Source organism: Streptomyces humicola (assembly GCF_024436035.1).
GTDB classification, from domain to species: domain Bacteria; phylum Actinomycetota; class Actinomycetes; order Streptomycetales; family Streptomycetaceae; genus Streptantibioticus_B; species Streptantibioticus_B humicola.
The window spans coordinates 111403-131406 of record NZ_JANFNG010000006.1; the positions used below are offsets into that span (position 1 = coordinate 111403).

Here is a 20004-nt window from a genome sequence, read left to right on the forward strand (position 1 = left end):
CCGGCTCAGCCCTTGGGCTGGTAGGTGGCAGGTTCGACCGGCGCCCGCACAGTGATCGGGGCCGAGGTGGCGAAGCGCAGGTGAAAGGCGACCGCCTGGCCGGCCACCGGCTTGTGCTTCAAGCCCATCAGCATCAGGTGGTTGCCCCCGGTGCTCAGCACGAGCCGGCCGCCCGCCGGAATCGTGAAGGAGGCCACCGGCTTCATCTGGTCGGACGCGGTCGTGGTGTGCATCGAGACGTCGGAGGCGATGTCGCTGGTGACCCCGGTCAGCCGGTCCGGGGCCGTGCCGGAGTTGGTGATGGCGAAGTAACCGGCGGCCATGTCGGCCATTGGCGGCTGCGGCACATACGCGCCCGTCACCTTCAGCTCCGGGCTGCCACCGGCTGGGGATGCGGCTGACGACGAGGTGGAGCAACCGGTGAGCGCGGTGGCGCCGACCACAAGGGTGGCCACGGCGACGGCTACGTGGGGTGCGAGGTTCTTCATGGCGTTTCTCCTTTGACGATCTTCGGCAGGTCCTGGGCGTACTGCGACTCCGGCACCCCGGAGGTGTAGAGCAGGTGGGCCTTGTCGTCCTTCGGCGAGAAGACGATGACCTCGGCGCCGTGGCTGACGGTGTAGCTGCCGTCCGCGTGCTTGACCGGCGCGGAGATGCCCACACCAACGCTCTTCGCCGCGGCCTGGATCTGGCTGAAGTCGCCGGTCAGGCCGATGAAGGCGGGGTCGATGGCACCCAGCCACTGATTCAGCCGCTGCGGGGTGTCCCGGGCGGGGTCGGTGGTCACGAAGACCACCTGAAGGCGCTGCTGCTCCGCCGTGGGCAGCGTACGCGTGGCAGCCGCGATGTCAGCCATGGTCGTCGGGCACACATCGGGGCAGTGGGTGTAGCCGAAGTACAGCAACAGCGGCTTGCCAGCGGTCTGCTTGACCAGGTTGTAGCTCTGACCGTGGTCGTCGGTCAGGGTCAGGCTCGGCTTGGTGTAGGGCGGGTCGAGGGTGATCGAGCCACTGGAGGCGGTGGGCGCGTTCGCGGGCACCGAGATCGAGGCGATCGGCTGATCGCCGGAGGAGCTGCCGCAGGCGGTCAGGGCCACAGTGGCCGTCGCGGCGAAGGCTGCAGCCGTCGCAAGACGGCGGGCGGATGACGCGAGGATACGCATCAGGGAACTCCTGCACGTGGGTACGGCACGCGGCGGTCACCGCCGTCCAAAGGGGGCGGTGGGCTGCGTGCAGGACTGCACGACGAGACGAATCACCAAGCACGCACCGGTCCACACCCCCACGGCCACCGTCAGCACGGGCATGGGAGATGAGGGAGCCGGTCAGGCAGCAGCCGAACCGTCGCAGGGGCCGAGGTTCTCCGGCGCACGGCGCGACCGAGGCAGGCCCGGACTGCCGCTTGATGAGCCCACGGTGGCGCCGCCGCCATCGAGGCGGTGAGTGTCTCGCCGAATGGCACGAGGACGGCCGCATGCACCCTGAGCGCGCGCAAGGCGCAGGCAGGGAGTTTCAGGCCGCCAGGGCCACGGCGGGCGGACCCCGCCGGATCACGCAGTGCTGCAGCGCGACAACCCGAAACCGCCCGGCCTGGTACTCCACGCGCGCCGGGCGCAACGCGGACAGGCCCTGCTCCAGCAGCCCAGCCACCAGCGCCAGCACGCGCATGGCAGCGAGGAGTCCGCTCAACGGCACCAGCAGAGCAAGGTGTTCCGCAACCACCGCATACAGCCGGACGAGCTGCCAGAGCGCGGCCTCGCCGCGGCGCAGCATCCAGCCGACGATGACGGCGGCGGTCAGATGCGCGGCGAGCATCGCCGCAGTGAACATCGCGCTCAGCGACATCGCGTGCGCGCCATGACCCACCATCCCGGCCATACCTGACATACCGGGCATACCGCCCATGGCTCGCGCCGGATTGATGCCCGATTGACGTACGATCTGCGCCGCGCGCTGCGGGGTTAGATGTGTCGGCTGCCCATTGCACAACAGCCGCTCGGCGAGGGCCATGACACCGCCGGAATTGTCCGCCGGGACGGCCATGGCGGAGCTCTGCCCGAGGCAGAAGAGCAGGTGTAGGCCGAGCTCGCCCGCCAGCAGAGTGGACGCGATGCCGGGCAGCGAACGCTCCCGTCCGGCCAGCGGCGCGGCCACACACAGCACCCCGGCCCAGCCCGCCGCCAAAGTCCACAGCGGGACCCCAGCCCCCGAGGCCATCGCGTGCCCGGCCGCGGACAGCGTGACGCAGACCGCCGAGAACACCACGGCTCTCAGCAGTCTCAGATCGGCGCCGGCACGCACGGGGACCGTCATAGCGCCGTCATCATTCCATCCGGCCCCCCGGCCCCCTGCGGCGGGGCCACCACGGAACCGCGGTCTCCCCGACGCTGAACCACCGGCTGTGGCTCAGTAACGCCAGGAAGCTACCCCCACCGTCGCGGCACCTGCTGCGATTGCGGGAGGAGTACCGGAAGGAGACGGAAGGACCGCATATCGTCGCGGCCGGTCCGCCCATCACCCGCACCGGTGGACACTGTTGGTATCTCGGTGGCCAGGCCGACGGCGAGAAGGGGGTTATCGCCGCAGTCATCGAGCGGGATCGGAACGGGGCGGACCTGGTCAAGATCATGGCGACCGGGGGCATGTCCACCATCGGCTCCGACCCGGGCGGTTCCCAGTACACCGCGGCGGAACTCGGCGCGGCAGTCCGTGCCGCACACAGGCTGGGCCCGCCTGTCACCGGACACGCGCATGGGGCCGCGGGGATCGCCGACGCGGTCGCGGCCGGGTGCGGCGTCCTGACCTATGACGCGTCGTACTGCACCGCCCAAAGGCGTCCGTCCACCGGCTGTCCACCGGGGGCGTCACTGAGCAGCGAAGCGAGGTATTCAGGTCGAGTTGTCGGGGTCCTGCAACAAGCGGCTTGCCGACCTTCACCAGCACGCCCGTGCGTGCTGAGCCAGCGGCCCCACAGCCGCGCCGCCGTCAGTTCGAGCCCAAGACCTCGATGACGCATTTCGCGGCACCGCTCCGTTCGATCCTCGCATCACTGGTGATCAGCGTTGCGGCGAGGGCCTCGGCCAGGGCGACGTACTGGGCGTCGTAGGCGCTCAGGTTTCCGTGGAGCGCCTGAACGCGGTCCCAGAGGAAGAGCGTCTCGTGTCGGACGAGTGGGAGCTGCCGGTATGCATCGATGGCCTTGCCCACTTCCCGTTCCGTGAGCTTGCCCCCTCTCCTCATGCCGAGCAGTGCGGACTGGATCTCGTAGTCGATGAGCGTGGGTACGGCGACGGCGTCGGCGGCGCCCACCCGGGTGCGGACGGCAACGCCGAGCGGGTCGTGGTTGGTGAGGAAGTGCACAAGGGCGGAGCAGTCGATGACGACCGCCTGGCTCACCGCCCGGTCCTCGCCTCGTCGATCGCGGCCAGCACGTCCTCCGTGCTGACGCTGGCCGTGGTCTCCCGGTTCAGGCGCGCCACCATCTCCGTCATGGTGGGCTTGGATGTCTCGCGCGCGATGAGATCGAGGAAGTAAGCCTGGAGGGACTTGCCGGCCTGTGCAGCACGAACCTTCAGGGTCTGGATCTGGTCATCCGGGACGTCCCGAATCGTCAGAGCAGTCATGAATGCAGTATAGCGTCAATGCATGCAAAGTGCAGATATCCGGGGACCGCCACCACCTCACGGGCCAGCGGAGATCGTCCTCGATCCCTCCGCGCCAGCGCCCGGTAACCACAGGAGATGCAGGCCGACACCGGAGTCCACGGGCAGGTCCGACGCAGGAGGTCCATCCAGGTGATGAAGGCACGCTCGGCTGCGAACGTCGCTTGAAGCCGGGACGCCGCCCGAGCACGCCGCCGCCAGGGCTGAGGATTCTCTGCCAGCTGAACGTGTCGTCGTGGGCCGCGCAGGCACGGCTGTGCCGACGGGCGGTGCTGCAACGACGAGTTTCCGGTTCGCGGCCGAGCAGGTGGCGGGTTCTGGGAGACTGGGGTGCGTGTCCGACGCTCCGCCGCCTCAGCCGTTCGCCTATCTGCAGGCGCCGAACGCCGCCCTCTACGGCCAGGTCCTGGCCGTGTTCGCGCAGGCACGGGAGCGGTTCATCGTCCATCTGCGGCCGGAGGACGTGGCCGCCGAGCTGCGCCAGGGCTCCGACGACGCGGCGGCGGTGCCGGTCGAGGCCGTCGGCGCGGCGCTGGAGAAGCTGGTCGAATGGAGCAACCTGCGGGCGGACGCCGACACCGGCCGGGTGACTTCGGTCGAGGACTTCCACCGGGCGCGCTATCTGTACCAACTCACCCGCCACGGTCAGGCCGCGCTGCGCGCGATAGCCGTGTACGAGCAGGCGCTGGGCCAACGCGGCCAGTTGCAGTCGGTCGCGCTGGCGGACATCGCCGAGCAGCTCGGCTCGCTGCTGGTCCTCGCGCAGGCGGAGGACCCCGATCCGGCGAAGACGCACCTGCTGCTGCTCCAGATCGCCGAGCGGTTCGGCAGCCTGGCGGACAACGCCCAGGCGTTCATGGCCTCGCTGCGCCGCACCATCGACTTCCAGGACGGCGACGAGGAGGCGTTCATCGCGTACAAGGACCGGCTGGTCGAGTACATCGAGCGCTTCATCGCCGACCTGGCGGGCCGCGGCGCGCAGATCGCGGATCTGCTCACCCGGCTGAACGCGGCCGACGTGCAGCGGCTGCTGGTGACCGCCGCCCGTCGGGAGGCCGGTGACGCCGTACCCGACTCGGACGAACCGGAGGCGGAGCAGGCCCGCGCCGAGGCGACGCAGGCGGCGCTCATCGCGTGGGAGAACCGCTGGCGGGGCCTGGCCGACTGGTTCCTCAGCCGGTCCACGCGGCAGCCCTCGCAGGCGAAGCTGCTGCGCGGTGCGGCGGTCAGCGCGATCACTGGCCTGGTCAACACGGTGGCGGCGCTGAACGAGCGGCGTGGCGGGCGCTCGGACCGGTCGGCCGACTTCCGGGCGCTGGCCCGGTTCTTCGCGCAGGCCCCGGATGATGCCGCCGCGCACCGCTTGTGGCGGGCGGCCTTCGCCCTCACCCCGGCCCGGCACCTGACGGTCGACGCCGCGACCGAGGCAGCCTGGCAGGACGCGGACCTCGCTGCCACCACGCCATGGGCCGAGGCCCCGCCGCTGGAGATCAGCCCGCGGCTGCGCGAGACCGGTTCGTACGAACGGCGCGGTATGCCTACCCGGGTCGCGGACCGCACGGCGGCGCGGCAGGTGCTGGCCGAGCAGGTCGAGCTGGAGGCCGCCCAGACCGCCGCCGCCCGGGCCCGGCTGGCCACCGACGGCCCGGTGCTGCTCTCCGAACTGGCCGGCCCGGACGGGCTCGACCCGCACGCCTTCCGTTTGTTCCTCGCGGTGCTCGGCGACGCGCTGTCGGCACGGGTGCCGGGCGAGAGCGAGTCCTCGGCGCTCACCGGGGACGGCACGATGGAGGTCCGGCTGAAGCTGGTGGACCCGGACACGGTGGTCGAGATCCCGACCGCGGACGGCGTGCTCTCCGGGCCGGAACACATCATCGAGATCATCGACCTCGTGTCCACGGGAAGTGCGGCATGACCGACGCCGACGTCCAGGCCGAGCGGCGCCGGGCCACCCGCGCGCTGCTCGCCTCGCCGCTGATGACCAGCGGAAGCGAGGAGTTCCGGCTGGTCCGCAAGCACGCTGGCGAGCTGGCGGCCTGGTTCACCCAGGAGACCGGTTGGCGGCTGGTGGTCGACGCCGAAACCGCGCGGTTGTACAAGTCGCCCGTCCGGCTGGATGACGCGACCCGGCCTGCCCGGGCGCCGCGGACCAGGGTGCCGTTCACCCGCCGCCGCTATGTGCTGCTGTGCCTGGCGCTGGCCGTGCTGGAGCGGGCCGACGCCCAGATCACCCTGGGCCGGCTGGCCGACGGTGTGCTGACGGGTGCCGGTGACCCGGTGCTGGTGGCGGCGGGGACCGAGTTCCGGATGGACCGCCGCGAGGAGCGCTCCGACCTGGTGGCCGTGGTACGGCTGCTGCTGGACCGGGGCGTCCTGCACCGGGTTGCGGGCGACGAGGAGGCGTACCTGTCGGAGGCGTCCAACGACGTGCTCTACGACGTGCGGCGGCGCGTCCTGGCCGCACTGCTGGCCGCGACCCGTGGCCCGTCCACGGTCGAAACCGCCGCCCCGGACCAGCGCCTGCCTCTGCTCACCTGCGAAGTCATGCCCGACACCGAGGAGTTGCGGCTGCGGGCGCTGCGCCACCGGCTCACCCGCAGACTGCTGGACGACCCGGTGGTGTACTACGCCGAGCTGCCGGAGAACGAGCGCACCTACCTGGTCTCCCAGCGCCACGCGATCACCCGCCGGATCACCGAACTCACCGGTCTGGTGGCGGAGATGCGCGCCGAGGGGATCGCCATGGTCGACCCGGATGATGAGCTGACCGATCTGCGGATGCCCGAGCAGGGCACCGACGGCCACGCCACTCTGCTGGTAGCCGCCCACCTCGCCACCGCCCAAGGCACCCGCACCGAGCCGCAACTCGTCGAGTTGGTACGGCAACTAGCGGTGCAACACCGCTCGTACTGGCGCAAGGGCGCCGCCGAGCCCGCCGCCGCAGCGGAATTGCTCGCCCAGGCTCTCGACCGGCTCGCCGCCCTCGACCTGGTGACCCGCGAGGGCGGGACCGTCACCGCCAAGCCGGCGCTGGTCCGCTACGCCCTGGCCGCCCCGACCATCCGAAAGGCCCGCTCCCGCTCATGACCCTGCCACAGCCATCCAAGAACCGCTGGCAGCCATTGCGCGCGGGGCTGGTCGACCTCTTCTACTACGACGCCGAGGAGTTCCGCTTCCACGACGGGCGGCTGCTGCTGCGCGGCAACAACGGCACCGGCAAGTCCAAGGTCCTCGCGCTCACCCTGCCGTTCCTCCTGGACGGCGAGCTCGCCGCGCACCGGGTCGAACCGGACGGCGACCGCGCCAAGCGGATGGAGTGGAACCTGCTGCTCGGCGGCAAGCACCCGCACGACGAGCGCACGGGCTACACCTGGCTGGAGTTCGCGCGGATCGGCGAGGACGGGAAGCCGCAGTACCGGACGGTCGGCTGCGGTCTGAAAGCGGTCAAGGGCAGGGGCATCGCCAAGCACTGGTTCTTCACCACATCTCTGCGCGTCGGACCGGAGCTGCCGCTGATGTCCGCCACCCGCGTCCCGTACACCCGAGAGCGGCTGCGCGAGGCACTGCAGGGCCATGGGCTGGTCCACGACACGGCCGCCGAGTACCGCAGGGCGGTGGACGAGCAGCTGTTCGGCCTCGGCCCGGGCCGTTACGAGGCTCTGGTCAACCTGCTGATCCAGCTGCGCCAGCCGCAGCTGTCCAAGAAACCCGACGAGAAGCTACTGTCCAAGGCGCTCACCGAGGCCCTGCCCCCGCTCGACCCCGCCCTCGTCGGCGAGGTCGCAGAGGCGTTCCGCGGCCTGGACGAGGAACGGCACGCCCTTCAGGCGCTTGCCGAGGCATCCGGCGCCGCTGCCGACTTTCTGACCCACTACCGCCGTTACGCGCGGATCGCGGCCAAGCGGCAGGCCGCCGTGGTGCGCGCCGCGCACAGCCGGTACGAGCACCTGGGCCGCGACCTCGGTGAGGCCGAGGCCGAACACGGCGCTGCCGAGGAGCGGTTGGCGCAGGCCGAGACGCGTCTGGCGGAACTGGAGGACGCCCGGGAGACCCTGGCCGCCGCCCGGGACGCGCTCACCCGCAGCCCCGAGATGGATGCCGCCCGCGAGCTGGAACAGGCCGGGAAGACCGCGGAGGCCCTACGCGCCGTCGCCGACGACCGCACCGGTGCCTGCCGTACCGCGCGCCGCCAGGCCGACGACTGGCAGCGCCGCGCCGCTGCCGCCCACGTCCAGCACGAGGCCGATCGAGCAGCCCTCGCCGCAGCCGACAACGCCGCACGCCACGCCGCCGAAGCGGCCGGAATCGACCACGCGCCGGTGGCCGAGACGCTGGAGCGCGACCATGCTCCGTTCCAGGACACCCGCCGGGTGGGTGAGCGGGCGGTCGAACGCCGCCGCCAAGCCGTCACCGGCCTGGCCACGCTGCTCGCCGCGACCGAGCGGGCGCACGAGCGGTCTCGTACGGCGCAGACCGAGGCCACGCGCCGCTCCGCCGACCTCGCGACCACCCGCGAGCGGTCCGCCGAGGCCGCGCAGGCCGTCGCCGAGCAGGGCACGGCCCTGACCGCGGCCTGGCGTACCTGGGCCGCCGATACGGTCGAGCTGCGCCTGCCCGACCCCGACCAGGCCCTGGCGGCCCTGGAAGCCTGGACGGACACCCTGGCCGGGCCCAACCCGGCGGCCGAGGCCGCCGCCGCGGCGTACCGCACGGCCGTGGGCGCGCTCACCCGCCGCGAGGCCGAACTCGACGCCGAGCACACCGCGGTACGGCGCGAACTCGCCGCCGTGGACGACGAGATCGCCCGCCTGGAATCCGGCGGCCACGACGCCCCTCCCTTGGCGCACACCCGCGATCCGCGGGCCCGCGCCGACCGTCCGGGAGCGCCCCTGTGGCGGGCCGTCGACTTCGCCGACGCGGTACCGGCCGAGCACCGCGCCGGGATCGAGGCCGCGCTGGAGGCCACCGGGCTGCTGGATGCCTGGCTCACCCCGGACGGCACCCTGCTCGACGCCGACGACGCCGCCCTGCTGCCCGGCGGCAAGGCCCCCGCCACCAGCCTCGCCGCCGTGCTGCGCCCGGCCGTCGACCGTGCCGACCCGCTGGCTGCCGCCCTCGACGACGAAGCGGTTCAGGCCGTGCTCGCCGCGATCGCCCTCGGCGGGGACGCCGACCACCACACCTGGGTGGCCACCTGTGGCCGGTACCGGATCGGCGCCCTGACCGGCCGCTGGACCAAGCCCGCCGCCCACTACATCGGCGAAGGCGCCCGGGAGGCCGCCCGCCGCACCCGGCTCGCCGAGCTGGCTGCGCAGCGCGGCGAACTCACCGCCCGACTCGAGAAGTTGGACGAGCAGCGCGGCGTCGTCCGGGCCCGGGCCAATGCGCTGGCCGCCGAGCAGCAATCCCAGCCCTCCGACCACGCACTGCGCGAGGCACACGCCCGCGCCGGTCACGAGGCCGAGTCCGTACACCGCCTGACGGACCGCCTGGCCGAGGCCGAGCACGAGGCCGCCGCCCGCCAGAAGGACGCGGAGCGCGCTGACCGGGAGGTCCACGAGTACGCCCAGGACACCGGCCTGCCCACCACGCGCGCGGAACTCGAACAGGTCCGCGACGCCGTGTCCGGCTACGCCGCCGCCCTCGCCGCGCTGCTTCCGGCCGCCGTTGCCCAGGCTCGTTCCGCCGCCCTCGCGGCCGAGACCGCCGCCGAGGCCGAGGCCGCCGCCGCCGCTCTCGCCGAGGCCGAGGAGGCTGAGACCGCCGCCCGTCGTACGGCCGACGCGGCGGCCGCGCGTCACCGAGTGCTGGCCGAGACGGTCGGTGCGAGCGTCGAGGAGCTGTACCGGCGGCTGGCCGAGGCCGACGCGGCGATCACCGCCCGGGACGCCGAGGAGAAGACCACCCGCCGCACCCGGGACGAGGCCATGACCGCCCGCGCCCGCGCCGAGGGCCGCTGCAGCGAGATCCGCGCCCGGATCGAGGAGGCCACCGCCGAACGCGACCGGGCCGTGACCGCCCTTAGCGCCTTCGCCGCCACCGGCCTGCTCACCGCAGCCCTTCCCGAACTCGACGTCCCGCCCCTGGACGAGCCCTGGGCCCCCACCCCGACAGTGGCCCTGGCCCGCACGATCAACCAGGAACTCGACGGCACCGACGACTCCGAGCGTCGCTGGGAACTGATCCAGCAGCGGATCTCGGCCGAGCACAAGACGCTCACCGACGCCCTCGGCCGCCACGGCCACTCGGTCGGCATGACCCTGCACGACGGCATCATGATCGTCGACGTGGTCTTCCAGGGCCGCACCCACGACGTGCCCGCCCTCGCCGCATCGCTGCGCGAGGAGGTCGGGCAGCGCACCCGGCTGCTGTCCGCCAAAGAGCGCGAACTGCTGGAGAACCACCTGGTCGGAGAGGTCGCGGGAGCCCTCCAGGAACTGATCGCCACCGCCGAGGAACAGGTGCAGGCGATGAACGCGGACCTGGCCGACCGGCCCACCTCCACCGGCATGACCCTGCGCCTGCGGTGGCAGCCCGCCAAGGACGCCCCACCCGGCCTGGAGGCCGTCCGCAACCGCCTGCTGCGCCAGTCCTCCGACGCCTGGACCCCGGCCGACCGGGCGGCGGTCGGCGAGTTCCTCCAGGCCCGAATCGCGCAGGATCGGGAGAACAACCCCGGCGACTCCTGGGCCGACCAGCTCACCCGCGCCCTGGACTACCGCACCTGGCACGCCTTCACCATCCAGCGCCGCCAGGACGGCCAGTGGCGCCCCGCCACCGGTCCGGCCTCCGGTGGCGAACGCGTGCTGGCCGCCTCCGTCCCGCTGTTCGCCGCGGCCTCCTCGCACTACTCCTCCGGCAGCCCGCACGCCCCGCGCCTGATCGCCCTGGACGAGGCGTTCGCCGGCGTCGACGACGACTCCCGTGCCAAGTGCCTCGGCCTGCTGGCCTCGTTCGACCTGGACGTGGTGATGACCAGCGAACGCGAGTGGGCCTGCTACCCGACCGTGCCCGGCATCGCCATCGCCCAGCTGAGCCGCCGCGAAGGCATCGACGCCGTCCTGGTCACCCCCTGGTGCTGGAACGGCACCGCACGCACCCGCGAGACCCGGCCCGTCCCGCATATCCCCGCCCAGGCCACAGCAGCCGGACAGACTCAACCGTCCCTCCTCGACGGTGAGTAGCCGATGACGGATCTGCCGCGGCTGCGTCGCCTGCTCGGCGGTCCCGAGACCGCCTGGCTACTCGACCGAGCCCGCGACCGTATCGCCACCGGCCGGCCCCTGGACACCCCCGCCACGCTCAAGGCCGCCACCTCCGAACAACGTCGCGCGGTCGAGCTGCTGCTCGGCCGCCGGCTACGCTCGGGCAGCTCCCTGAGCGTGCCACTGGCCGAGGTCGACCGCGTGCTGCGCGAATCGCTGGCCTGCCCGGACGGCCTCGCAGCGGCGGTGGTCGCCCTGACCGGCCCGGTGACCGACCGGCGGGCCCAGGACGCCGCCCTCACGGCCGCCTGGCAATGTGCGCTGGCCGAACTCGACCACCCCGCCATCGCCGACCGGGCCGAACTCGCGCCCTGGCGAGCCAAGGTGGAGGCCACCGGCCTGCTCAAGCGCCTCTCCGGAGGCGACCCCGCGGCCGCACGGCAGCTCGCCGCCGACGCGGTACGGGTACTGTCCGCGCTCCCCGCCGACGGCCTCACCCTCCCCGTCCTCGCCGCCCGCACCCTCGGCGACGCCCACGCTCTCGATGACGGCCGCCCGCTGAGCGCACTCGTCCTCTCCGCCGTCCGCGCGCTCGCCGCGCTGCCCGCCGGGTCAGCCACTGGTGCCGAGGGCCGCCGAACCGCCTGGGCCGCGCTCGGAGTGGCACTGGACGACCTCTCCTCCCGCGTCCTCGTCCTGGGCCTGCCCGGCTCCACCCGCACCTCGACCGGCCGCATCCTCGCCGCCGCCCGCGATGGCGGCGAACCTTGCGTTCTGACGCTGCGCCAGATCGCCGCGCTACCGCCCGAACTCGGCCTGCCCGAACACACCATCGTCCACGTCTGCGAGAACCCCGCCGTCCCCACTGCCGCAGCCGACGAGCTGGGCCCCGACTGCCCGCCGCTGGTCTGCGTTGAAGGCAACCCGTCCGCCGCCGCCCGCACCCTGCTCACCCACATCGCCGACCAGGGCCACCCGATCGCCTACCACGGCGACTTCGACTGGGGCGGCATCCGCATCGCCACCGGCATCCTGCGCCTGCCGACCGCCGCGCCCTGGCGCTACGACACCCCCTCCTACCTCGCCGCCGTCGAACGCGGCCTCGGCACCCCGCTCACCACGGGCATCCCGGCCCCCACCCCCTGGGACCCCGCCCTCGCACCCGCCCTCACCCAACACAGCATCCGCGTCGAGGAGGAACACCTCCTCGACCAGCTGCTCGCCGATCTCCACGGGCACTGAGCACCCGAACCCGCGAACCCGTACGACCTTGCTGCTCCGACCCGGACGGCGTGGCCGTCGCACGGGTAGAGCGGCAGAAGGACAGCACCCGGCGGGTGCGCCCCGTCGCCACAGACCAGGGGGCGCGGGCCTGCCCGGAGGTGATCACCGTTCACCGAGCAGGTGCCGCAGCTCCCCGCCCGCGCCGGGATCACGTCCCGGCCGCGCCAGGTGGGCACAGGGGTCTGCGATGGCTGAGACCCGGGCCGCGTACACATTATTCACGCTCCGTACTGCTGCGGTTCACCATCCCGCACCTGACACAGCCTCACCCGCAGGTGCGGCTCGTGCCGGGCATCCACCCCTGCCGGGCAGGCACCAGGCCGCCAACACGGCAAAACACCTCCAGATGCCTCACTATGGGCGACACCGAGCTGGACCGGGCATCGAAATCGTCCTCCTCGATGCCTACGGCGAGGAGGAAGAAACAGTCGCTTTGGAGACCGTTGCGGAAGACGTCATCGACGTCCCGACACAGGCAGAGCTTCTCGGCCAGACGGTGACCGTCACCCAGATAGGGTCGTCGTCGGCCATGCCTAGGTGACCGCCCGCTGCCAACGGCAGCGGGACACGCAGGGCGAAGTGGCCTTCGCCGATCTCGCGTTCCCTCCCGAAAGCGAGGCCGCATCGCTCCACGCCGCCTACCGGCGTTGCCTCAGGCTGCAGCCCTTCCCCGCCATGCCGCGCCCGGACTGGACCTGGCCTGACCGATGACCCCGGGCGCCGACGGCCGCTCCGCCGAGAGAAGGCCGACGGCGCTGCCTCCGTCAATGTGGCGCCGACACCCCCAGTCACCCGTGACCGCCGACGTAGGTGCAAGCCGCAGGAGGGGCTGAACATTTGCCAGACACCGCGTACTTGTGGACGTACAACAACTTCTTGCCGCTGTTCACTCCTCCGCGCCGCCGTCTGCTTCTATCCCAGTTGCAGCACCCGTGCAGTCTCGTCCACCGCTCGTCCACCGGAGCTGCTCGCCGAGGGCGTTCGCGACCTGCCGTCGTCGGGAAATGACCAGGCCAGAGCCTTGGCCGTACAGCTTCGCCACAGAAACGAAACCGCTAACCTACGCACTGCGATGCACAGAACGAGGGCGCCCGATCTGTAGCGGCCGGGCGCGGGCCGCGTCTTTGTCGCGCTCTCGTACGCTACCGTCTTCGTCGCCCTGGCGTACTGCGGCTTCCGGACGAAGGACATCATCTCCTGACAGGACATGGCGGCGCTGGTCGATGATCTGCCCACCGGTTATACCCGAGCCGACTCCAGTGCCAGCTGGGTGAACGTGCGCCCGCAGTAGACCAGCGGCTCGCCGCCGGTGGTGACGGCCTGCTCGACGCGCCCGACGAGGATTGAGTGATCACCACCGTCGAGGACTTGGTGCAAGGCGCACACCAGGCGTACGACAGCGTCCGGCAGGCCGGGCAGGCCGGCTTCGCAGTCACCCATGTCGCCTGCCGAGAAGCGGTCGATGCGGGGAGCGGCAAACCTGCGTGCGATGTGGCCGTGGTTGTCTGCGAGGACATTTACCATGAATTGTGCGCAGCCGGTGAACGCGGCATGAGTTGACGCTGTCTTGCTCAGGCAGATCATCACCATGGGTGGGTTTGCGGACAGCGACGTGAAAGAGCTTCCGGTGAAGCCCCAACGCTTGCCCTGTCGATCGATGGTGGTGGCAATGGTGACCGGCGCCGGTACAGCAGCCATCGCGTCGAGGAACGCGGTCGGCGGGGATATATCGGGCACAGGGGCTCCACTCCAAGGTTCTGTCCGAGAACCCAGCGGTCAGTTGGACCTCAGCAGTTCACGAGGGGCTTACTGCCTGGTTGAGAATGTCGCCGACAGCGGCTCGGTCCACCTTGCCGTTGGCGTTGAGTGGAAGGGCCTCCATCACTGTGAGCGTGGCAGGAATCATGTAGGCGGGTAGGTACTGTTGCAGGCCTTTGCGCAACGCCTCCTCGGAACCTGGGGCCGCGCTGCAGGCGGCGGCCAGCTCGATGGAGCCGTCGGTGCCGGTCACCGGGGTCACCACCGCATCGAGGGCGCCCGGTTGTGCGCGCAGCGCGGCCTCGACCTCTGCGAGTTCGACGCGGTAGCCGTGCACCTGGACCTGCTGGTCGAGGCGGCCGAGGTGGAGGAGGTCGCCACCCGGCATGCGGCGGACGCGGTCGCCCGTGCGATACCAGTGGGCGTCGGTCAACTCCGTCGCAGGATCATACGGTTCCCCTTCCGGGGTGAGGAAGGGGCCGGCGTTGTTGGCCGGGTCGAGGTAGCCGGAGAACCGCTGCGGGCCGCGGACGCACAACTCCCCGTCCTGGATGCGGATCTCCAGTGCCGGATAGCTCGTTCCGACCGGCACGGTGCCATTGGCGGTTTTCGGCCACTGCGAGCGCTCGGCCGGTAGCCGGTATGCGGTGCAGGTGACGGTGAGCTCGGTGGGACCGTAGGCGTTCTCCACCGTGCTTGCGGGGGCGGCTCGCTGCCAGGCCTCGGCCTGCTGCAGCGTCAGGGGTTCTCCACAGAACATGCTACGCCGCAGGGCGGGCATGGTGCCGGGCCGTAGCGCCTTGAGGCGTTTGGCTATCGAGATCACCGAGGGCACGGAGTTCCAATGGGTGATGGCGCGTCGGTTGATGAATCGCACCGGGGAGAGCAGGTCGCCACGGGTCGGCACGACGAGGGTGGCGCCGGAGCCCCATGCGGTGAACATGTCGAAGACGGAGGGGTCGAAGGTGAGGTCGAAGCTTTGGGAGAGACGGGCTCCCGGACCGGCCTCATAGCGCGGAACGACGTGGTGGAGGTAGGCGCAGATGTTGCGATGCCGGATCGGGACGCCCTTGGGCACCCCGGTCGAGCCCGAGGTGAACAGGATGTAGGCGAGTTGCTCCGGCCGGGCGTTGGCCGCTCGGTCGACATCGGTGGGCAATACGAAGGGCGGGCTGGAGAGCGACGCCGACAACTGCGCGTCGGTCAGGGTAAGGACCGGGCGGTCCAACATCGGGGGATCCGCGCCCGGGTCGGCGATGACCGCGTCGAGTTGTGCGGCGCGTGCGATCCGCGCATTGCGCTCGGCCGGGAATGAGGGCCCGAGGGGGACGACGGTCGCACCGAGCCGCTGCACGGCGAGGTAGCCGGCATAGGCGAGGACGGTGCGGCCGGCGAGGAGCCCGACGCGGTGCGGTCGCTCACCGCCGAGGAGTGCCAGCAGCCGGGCGGCGACATGGCTGGCTGTGGCGGACAGTTCGGCGTATGTCAGGGATGCGGCGCCGATCTCCAACGCCGGGAGATCCGGGTACGTGTCGGCCGAGACCGCGAACCAGTCGTAGAGGGTGCGCCGTTCGCTCACCGTTGTCACCTTATCCTTCTGCGAATGTCGTCCATCGTCGCCGGTGCGAAGGCGCAGCTGAGGGGGGTCGCCGACCGGCCGCGCAGGCTTACCCAGCGGTAGCCGCGCCACTGCCCGCAGCGGGCGCCCGGCGGTATGTCGATCTCCCAGGGCCGGCCTGCGATGCCCTCACCGGAGGCCTTTGCGCAGGCCTCCTGCGCCGTCCACACCCAGGCGACCTCCTCGGCGGCCCGTGCCGGGGGCAGTCCGTCCAGTCGCGCGGCATGGCCGTGCAGCAGTCTGCGGGCAAATCCCGGTGTGAGGGAGGCCGCGGGATGCTGCAGATCCACTCCGAGGGCACGGCCAGGGGCCACGGCGGCGGCGACCTGGCAGCCGCTGTGTGAGACGCTGATGCCGATGTCGGGGCGTCCGGTGAGCCAGGGTTTGCCCAGGGCGTCGGCTGCGATGGTGGCGTCGGCGAGGGTCGGGCATACGGTGGCGAGCAGCCCTCTGAGCAGGCCGCGCCCGGCGAGGAATTCCCGCGCGCGCCTCTCGGGGAGGGCTGATGCCCGCCGCTGGTCGTCGGGGTGGGCGGAGGGCGCCTGGCCGGCGATGGCAGCGGTCACCACCCACACGCCGTCGTCGACCGTGACCGGTGCCCGATGCGCCATCACATGCGGCGTCACAACCGATGTCGCACGAGACGTCACGGGCGTATGCCGGCCGGTTCCAGTGCGGCGAGCACGCTCTCGGCGCCGTCCGCGACGGTTGCGAGGACCAACTCGCTCGCCCCGCCGCCGATGCCGAAGAGCGCCGCCTGTGCGCGGACCTCCTGGATCCCGCCGGCGGCGAAGCCCGCTGCTCCCCACAGCTGTGCGCAGGTGCCCAGGACGTGATCGACCGTCTCTGCCGCGGCCGCCTTGAGCGTCGCAGCGGCCACCGCATCGTGCCGGTCGGCGACGTGGTCCTCCAACAGGCGGCACAGGGCTTGCAGTTGGCGTACCCGTACCACGGCGGTCGCGAAGCGCTGCCGCACGCTGTCCAGCTCCCAGATGGTGGATTCCCCGTGCGGCCGGGTGGCGAGCCGACGGCGGGTGTCGTCCAGCACCCGGCGGCACAGGGCGACCCCCCACAGCGCCCCGGCGAGCCGTTCGGTGCCGATGTGCCGTGCGAAGGCGGGCAGGCCCATGCCGACCCGGCCCAGGATGTGGTCGCGGCCCAGCCGTACGGCGTCGAAGTCGGCGTGCCCGACGCCGGATGCGGCGAAGAGCGGGGAGTCGGCGGGGCGTACGGTGACTCCCGGGGCGCCAGCGGGCACCAGCACCCAGGTGAAGTGGGTGAAGTGCCGCCCGTCGCGGTGACGGGCGAGGACGATGAAGTGCTCGGCGGTGGTGGTGTTGGCGATCCAGTTCTTCTCGCCGTGCACCTCAAGGCAGTCGTCGCCGATGCGCACCTCGGTCCGCAGTGCGGTGAGGTCGGTTCCCGCGGTGACATCCGTGGCGGCGAGCGCCACCGTGGCCTCGCCGCTCACCGCGTGGTCCAGGGCCTCGACAGCGATGGGGGCGGAACCGGTGGCCAGCACCGGCAGTCCCGTGGCCAGTTGCACGCTCATGGACAGGGTGGCGGCGATGGAGAAGCGCGCGTCGACGGCCGCGAGGAGACGCTCCAGGCCGGCGGGGTCGACGCCTGCGGCGACATCCCCGCCGCGGTAGGCGTGGGCGATCAGATCGGCACGTCCCAGGGCGCGCCACACCTCGGCGCCGTCCGCGTGCGCCGGAAGGCCGTCGAGCTCTGCGAGAGTAACGGAGAGGGCCGGTCCGGCGCCGGATCGGGTGTCAGGCAAAGCGCACCCCTTGGTCCAGCAACGCCATTCGTCCGTCGGCGAGATGGAGGCGGTCGTTGCTGTAGTTCAGCGCCGCCGAGCGCAGGTCGCGCAGCACCAGTTCGAGCCTGGTCTGCGAGTCCTTGAGATAGCCGTGGCGCAGGCCGACCGCTTCGATGAGCTCGTCCACTGCGGCGAAGCACTCCTGCGATGCGGTGATCTTCAAGGAGTTCAGCAGCAGTTGGCGAGAGGGAACGGACAGGTCCTCACCGGAGGCCACCATCCTCAGTGTCCGCTGCAGCAGCGCATGGACGCTCTCCAGCCGCTGACGCGCCCGGGAGATGCGGGTGAGCAGCAGTTCGGAGCGGAGGTCGAATTGCTTCTTGCCGGCCGGGCTGCGCAGCAGCCGCAGGACGCGGGAGAGCGCACCAGCAGCGGTACCGAGCCAGACCGCCGACCAGCCGAGGTGGGCGAGGGGCCCGAAGACCTTGTCCGCGATCTCGCGGAAGTTCCCGTGCTCGCCGACCACGTGGTGAGCGGGGACGGTTCCCTGCAGCTTCATCGGGATGCTGTGGCTGGCCCGCATCCCCATCGGCTGCCAGTCGCCTGAGCCGCTGATCCGGAGCGTCTCGCGGTCGGCATACACCAGCGACACCTCGTTCGCCGAGTCCGCGTCGGGGCTGCGCATGGTGATGAGGAAACCGTCCGCGTGCGCACCTCCGGTGACGATGGGCGCGAAGCGGTCGATCGCCAGCCGTGCGCCGTCCTGGTGCAGCGGTGCTTCGGAGGTGAGCAGATGTCCGCCCTTGCCCGATTCGGTGGTCACCGAGGCGAGGTAGACCTCACCGGCGGCGATGCGCGGCAGTAGCTGTGTACGCAGCGGCTCATGGGCGTACCGCACTACGGCAGCCGCCTGCTGGCAGTGCATGGCGAAGATCATGCCGACGGACATGTCGCTGCGGCCCAGCAACTGCGCGGCCTCCACGAGATCGGCCAGGGTGCCGCCGAGACCGCCGTGCTGCGGCGGGACGAGAAGTCCGAGCAGGCGGGTCCGGCGCAGCGCGTCGAGGGCCTCCACGGGGAAGGCGGCCTCGCGGTCGGTGCGGGCGAGATGTTCCTCGGTGACCGCGACCACCTCGGCGACGCGGTCGGCGAGGCCGGGCACGCGCGGCGTACCGGGCTGCGCGGCGAGGTCATCGAAGGCGTCGGTGACGGGCGGTGTCGTCATGCCGTCGCCTTGCCCGAGGCCCCGGCATCGTGCTGCTGCAGCTGCGCCTGCACCGCGCGCCACAGGCTCCCTGCGGTGGCGAAGGTGCTGTCGTTGAGGTCCTCGTCGGGCAGCGATATGCCGAAGGTGTCCTCGATGGAGAAGAGCAGCTCGATCGCCTGCATGGAGTCGATTCCGACCTTGCGCAGGTCGGTGTCGGCGGTGATGGCGGTGGCTTCGGGGTTCGCGGTTTTCACCAAAGGCCGGAGGACGTCGATGAAGCGGGGGTCCATAGTGGGTTTCCTCTTGTGCAGGTTGTGCAGGGTGGTCGGTTGCGGCTGGAGCGGGTATGGCGGCGGCCGTCAGCTGGCGAGGCGGCACAGGTTGTCGAGCCGGTGCAGGTCTTCCGGAATCAGTCGGTCGGGGTCGATTTCCATGTCGAGTTCGCTCTCCAGACGCTCGATGATCTCCACCAGGCGGAAGGAGCTGAAGGCGGGAAAGGAGCTCAGCGGCGCGCCCGCGAGCAGTTCGGTCTCCGGCACGCCCAGCACGGTGGCGACCACCTGGGCGACGCGTCGGCGCAGCGTCTCGTCGGCCTCGCTCGTGCTCGCCGCGGGGGCGGTGCCGAAGACCCTGCGGTCGTCGGCGAGTACCGCGCGCAGCCGGTCGACGACACCCGGGGGTTCGGCCCGGCCGCGTGCCACCCGCCGGTGTGCGAGATAGGTCTGCTCCACGACTTTGTCCCAGGCGCGCAGGTGCTGCGTCGTGGTCTCGTCCGTTCTCCCGGCACCGGCGGTGTCGACGTGGGTGCGGTATGCCGCATGGAGTTTGCGCGAGCGGGCCAGCAGCCAGGTCTCGGTGGTGAGTTGGGCCAGCGCCAGTCCCCGGTCCGGGCAGGTGTCATAGGCGGTGAGGAAGGCGTCGAGCGTGGTGTCGTCGAGCGAGAAGACCGGGGGCGGCTGTCCCGCTGCTGCGGGACCGTCCGGTTCCAGCAGGATCACCTCGGCCGATTCGATGCCTGCCAGCCCGTTGTCCGGCAGGATCCAGTGTCCTGGTGCGGCCGGGCCCCATTGCGTCTCGTTTCTGTAGGCGTCCGTGACGTGCCAGCCGTCCGGGCCTGCGGTGAGAAGAAAGCTGTGCTCCATGTGGGCGTGCCCGTGGTAGGGCAGCCAGGGCATGACATAGGAGTCGGCCACGACGTAGTGCGTGGTGTGCCGTTCCCGGATGGTGCGCAGCATCGTGTCCCGGCCCATGCGGCCCCGTGCCGTCACGTGCAGCCCCAGCAACCGCCCGGCAGCGGTGAGTTGTTCCGCGAGCGGTGGGTCGACGGTCGGCAGTCCGTCCGCCCGCTGCCACCAGCGGAAGCCCAGCTCTGCGCCGAGCCGCAGATGGGTCCCCGGCCCGTGGACATGGTCCGCGAGCACCCCGAGGTTCACTTGGATGCAGTCCAGCAGGCCGCAGTGGACCGAGTCGAGCGCATACTGGTCCGGCAGGGGCGCGTCCGCCATG

17 protein-coding genes are annotated in these 20004 nt (G+C 71.5%); 5 read left to right on the forward strand and 12 right to left on the reverse strand.

What is annotated here, in order from left to right:
• Positions 1 to 5: 5 nt before the first annotated feature.
• The 3 genes from NGB36_RS10805 to NGB36_RS10815 all read right to left on the reverse strand — a co-directional run bounded on the left by NGB36_RS10805 (position 6) and on the right by NGB36_RS10815 (position 2312).
• On the reverse strand, positions 6 to 488 hold the full coding sequence (locus NGB36_RS10805) for a copper chaperone PCu(A)C (protein ID WP_255919971.1): 483 nt from the start codon (positions 486 to 488) through the stop codon (positions 6 to 8).
• Positions 485 to 1162, reverse strand: a complete 678-nt coding sequence (locus NGB36_RS10810) for an SCO family protein (RefSeq protein ID WP_255919972.1) — start codon at positions 1160 to 1162, stop codon at positions 485 to 487. Before NGB36_RS10810 ends, NGB36_RS10805 begins: the two co-directional genes overlap by 4 nt.
• 349 nt (positions 1163 to 1511) lie before the next feature.
• On the reverse strand, positions 1512 to 2312 hold the full coding sequence (locus NGB36_RS10815; RefSeq protein ID WP_255919973.1) for a hypothetical protein: 801 nt from the start codon (positions 2310 to 2312) through the stop codon (positions 1512 to 1514).
• 140 nt (positions 2313 to 2452) lie between these two features.
• Between NGB36_RS10815 and NGB36_RS33765 the strand changes: the two genes are divergently transcribed.
• Positions 2453 to 3010, forward strand: a complete 558-nt coding sequence (locus NGB36_RS33765) for an amidohydrolase family protein (RefSeq protein WP_372509411.1) — start codon at positions 2453 to 2455, stop codon at positions 3008 to 3010.
• Here the strand turns inward: NGB36_RS33765 and NGB36_RS10820 are convergent.
• Together NGB36_RS10820 and NGB36_RS10825 are read right to left on the reverse strand one after the other, a co-directional pair.
• Positions 2985 to 3395: a type II toxin-antitoxin system VapC family toxin gene (locus NGB36_RS10820; RefSeq protein ID WP_255919974.1), complete on the reverse strand. Its 411-nt coding sequence runs from the start codon at positions 3393 to 3395 to the stop codon at positions 2985 to 2987. The two genes, NGB36_RS33765 and NGB36_RS10820, sit on opposite strands and share 26 nt — an antisense overlap.
• Positions 3392 to 3622, reverse strand: coding sequence for a FitA-like ribbon-helix-helix domain-containing protein (locus NGB36_RS10825; RefSeq protein ID WP_255919975.1), 231 nt, complete (start codon positions 3620 to 3622; stop codon positions 3392 to 3394). The genes NGB36_RS10820 and NGB36_RS10825 overlap by 4 nt, the downstream gene beginning before the upstream one ends.
• 373 nt (positions 3623 to 3995) lie before the next feature.
• Between NGB36_RS10825 and NGB36_RS10830 the strand changes: the two genes are divergently transcribed.
• The 4 genes from NGB36_RS10830 to NGB36_RS10845 are packed head-to-tail and all read left to right on the forward strand — an operon-like array spanning position 3996 to position 12108.
• Complete coding sequence (locus NGB36_RS10830; RefSeq protein ID WP_255919976.1) at positions 3996 to 5576, forward strand: TIGR02677 family protein; 1581 nt, start codon at positions 3996 to 3998, stop codon at positions 5574 to 5576.
• A complete protein-coding gene (locus NGB36_RS10835) occupies positions 5573 to 6748 on the forward strand; it encodes a TIGR02678 family protein (protein WP_255919977.1) in 1176 nt (391 codons plus the stop codon). The genes NGB36_RS10830 and NGB36_RS10835 overlap by 4 nt, the downstream gene beginning before the upstream one ends.
• Positions 6745 to 10845 (forward strand): TIGR02680 family protein, encoded by a 4101-nt coding sequence (locus NGB36_RS10840; RefSeq protein WP_255919978.1) that lies wholly within the window; start codon positions 6745 to 6747, stop codon positions 10843 to 10845. Before NGB36_RS10835 ends, NGB36_RS10840 begins: the two co-directional genes overlap by 4 nt.
• A gap of 3 nt (positions 10846 to 10848) precedes the next feature.
• Positions 10849 to 12108, forward strand: a complete 1260-nt coding sequence (locus NGB36_RS10845; protein ID WP_255919979.1) for a TIGR02679 family protein — start codon at positions 10849 to 10851, stop codon at positions 12106 to 12108.
• Between the two features lie 1281 nt (positions 12109 to 13389).
• Here the strand turns inward: NGB36_RS10845 and NGB36_RS10850 are convergent.
• From NGB36_RS10850 to NGB36_RS10880, 7 genes are all read right to left on the reverse strand, one after another.
• Positions 13390 to 13887 (reverse strand): flavin reductase family protein, encoded by a 498-nt coding sequence (locus NGB36_RS10850; RefSeq protein ID WP_255919980.1) that lies wholly within the window; start codon positions 13885 to 13887, stop codon positions 13390 to 13392.
• A gap of 58 nt (positions 13888 to 13945) precedes the next feature.
• The gene (locus NGB36_RS10855) at positions 13946 to 15487 is read right to left on the reverse strand and encodes an AMP-binding protein (protein WP_255919981.1); all 1542 of its coding nucleotides are present in this window, start codon (positions 15485 to 15487) and stop codon (positions 13946 to 13948) included.
• Between the two features lie 5 nt (positions 15488 to 15492).
• Positions 15493 to 16137, reverse strand: a complete 645-nt coding sequence (locus NGB36_RS10860; RefSeq protein WP_255919982.1) for a 4'-phosphopantetheinyl transferase family protein — start codon at positions 16135 to 16137, stop codon at positions 15493 to 15495.
• 35 nt (positions 16138 to 16172) lie between these two features.
• Positions 16173 to 17309 (reverse strand): acyl-CoA dehydrogenase family protein, encoded by a 1137-nt coding sequence (locus NGB36_RS10865; protein WP_255919983.1) that lies wholly within the window; start codon positions 17307 to 17309, stop codon positions 16173 to 16175.
• Positions 17302 to 18516 carry an acyl-CoA dehydrogenase family protein gene (locus tag NGB36_RS10870; protein ID WP_255919984.1) on the reverse strand — a complete coding sequence of 405 codons (1215 nt, stop codon included), beginning with the start codon at positions 18514 to 18516 and terminating at the stop codon, positions 17302 to 17304. Before NGB36_RS10870 ends, NGB36_RS10865 begins: the two co-directional genes overlap by 8 nt.
• Entirely contained in the window at positions 18513 to 18788 is a 276-nt protein-coding gene (locus NGB36_RS10875; protein WP_255919985.1) for an acyl carrier protein, read from the reverse strand. Before NGB36_RS10875 ends, NGB36_RS10870 begins: the two co-directional genes overlap by 4 nt.
• 69 nt (positions 18789 to 18857) lie before the next feature.
• A complete protein-coding gene (locus tag NGB36_RS10880) occupies positions 18858 to 20003 on the reverse strand; it encodes an acyl carrier protein (protein ID WP_255919986.1) in 1146 nt (381 codons plus the stop codon).
• Between the last annotated feature and the right edge of the window lies 1 nt (position 20004).

Coding starts and splice junctions, on each gene's coding strand:
- NGB36_RS10805 (WP_255919971.1), bottom strand. CDS start 488: ATGAAGAACCTCGCACCCCACGTAGCCGTCGCCGTGGCCACCCTTGTG.
- NGB36_RS10810 (WP_255919972.1), bottom strand. CDS start 1,162: ATGCGTATCCTCGCGTCATCCGCCCGCCGTCTTGCGACGGCTGCAGCC.
- NGB36_RS10815 (WP_255919973.1), bottom strand. CDS start 2,312: ATGACGGTCCCCGTGCGTGCCGGCGCCGATCTGAGACTGCTGAGAGCC.
- NGB36_RS10825 (WP_255919975.1), bottom strand. CDS start 3,622: ATGACTGCTCTGACGATTCGGGACGTCCCGGATGACCAGATCCAGACC.
- NGB36_RS10835 (WP_255919977.1), top strand. CDS start 5,573: ATGACCGACGCCGACGTCCAGGCCGAGCGGCGCCGGGCCACCCGCGCG.
- NGB36_RS10840 (WP_255919978.1), top strand. CDS start 6,745: ATGACCCTGCCACAGCCATCCAAGAACCGCTGGCAGCCATTGCGCGCG.
- NGB36_RS10845 (WP_255919979.1), top strand. CDS start 10,849: ATGACGGATCTGCCGCGGCTGCGTCGCCTGCTCGGCGGTCCCGAGACC.
- NGB36_RS10860 (WP_255919982.1), bottom strand. CDS start 16,137: ATGGCGCATCGGGCACCGGTCACGGTCGACGACGGCGTGTGGGTGGTG.
- NGB36_RS10870 (WP_255919984.1), bottom strand. CDS start 18,516: ATGACGACACCGCCCGTCACCGACGCCTTCGATGACCTCGCCGCGCAG.
- NGB36_RS10875 (WP_255919985.1), bottom strand. CDS start 18,788: ATGGACCCCCGCTTCATCGACGTCCTCCGGCCTTTGGTGAAAACCGCG.
- NGB36_RS10880 (WP_255919986.1), bottom strand. CDS start 20,003: ATGGCGGACGCGCCCCTGCCGGACCAGTATGCGCTCGACTCGGTCCAC.